Below are 1,146 nucleotides of genomic sequence, written 5' to 3'. Positions count from 1 at the left end.
GCGGTCACCAATCACCTGATCGATGCCAACGTCCAGCGCATGGCGAGCTACGAGCATAGCGCCCGCGTCGATGCCGGCCTGGAGGCCGCGCGCGAAAGCGTTGCCGTGCTGATCAATGCCTATCGGCCGGAGGAGATTTCCTTCGGCCTCAACGCCACCTCCTTCATTCGCCTCGTGAGCCTCGGCATCGCCAAAATGCTGGATGAGCGCAACGAGATCGTGGTCACCGACATGGACCACGACGCCAATATCGCCACATGGCTTGCGCTGGAAGAAAACGGCGCGAAGATCGTCTGGTGGCGGATGCGCGAGGACGGAACGCTCAACCCGGAAGACCTTAAGCCGCTGGTCAATGAACGGACCCGGCTGGTCGCCTGCACGGCGACCTCACATGCGATCGGCACCATGGTCGATGTCGCGGCCGTTGGCCGCATCGCCCATGCCGCAGGCGCGGAGGTTTTCCTCGACAGCGTCCACTTCGGCCCGCACGGGCTGATCGACGTTCAGGCCTGGGATTGCGACTATCTGGTCTGCTCCGGCTACAAGAACTTTTCGCCGCATATGGGTTTTCTGTGGGGGCGCTATGACGCGCTCTGCAAGCTTCCGACCTTCAAGGAAGACTTCATCCCCGACGTTCCGCCCTACAAGATCGAGGTCGGCACCTTCCCCTATGAGAATGTAGCGGGGATGGACGCCGCCGTGCGCTATCTCGAAAGCGTCGGCGAGCGGTTCCTGCCTTCCGGCGAACACAGCCGCCGCGCGGCGATTGCCGCCGCGATGGGTGCGATCCGCGATTACGAGATGATCCTGGCCAAGGAAATGATTTCCGTTTTGAAGAGCCACGGCGCGGTGATCTACGGCATTTCCGACAATGACAGGCTTGATCAGCGCGTGCCGACGATCTGCTTCAATATACCGGGCCTTGCCCCGAAGACGCTTTCGGTGGAAATGGGCAAGCGGCGGATCGGCATTCGCGACGGACATATGTTCGCGCCCCGCCTGATGGCGCGTCTCGGCCTTGCGATGGACAGCGGCGCGGTGCGCGTCTCGCTGCTGCATTACAACAAGCTTGAAGAAATCGAACGCTTCGACACAGTGCTTGGCGAGATCATCGCTGCACACAAAAGCTGAAGCGTCGCGATGCCG

1 protein-coding gene is annotated in these 1,146 nt (G+C 61.6%); it reads left to right on the top strand.

What is annotated here, in order from left to right:
• The coding region (locus B4E36_RS21480) for a cysteine desulfurase-like protein (RefSeq protein WP_345900806.1) at nucleotides 1-1,131 on the top strand (1,131 nt) is incomplete at its 5' end.
• Nucleotides 1,132-1,146 lie beyond the last annotated feature (15 nt).

The sequence above is a fragment of the Martelella sp. UBA3392 genome (assembly GCF_002358775.1).
Taxonomy (GTDB): domain Bacteria; phylum Pseudomonadota; class Alphaproteobacteria; order Rhizobiales; family Rhizobiaceae; genus Martelella; species Martelella mediterranea.
Note: the sequence above shows the minus strand (reverse complement) of the source record. Positions and strands in the feature narration are given on the sequence as shown.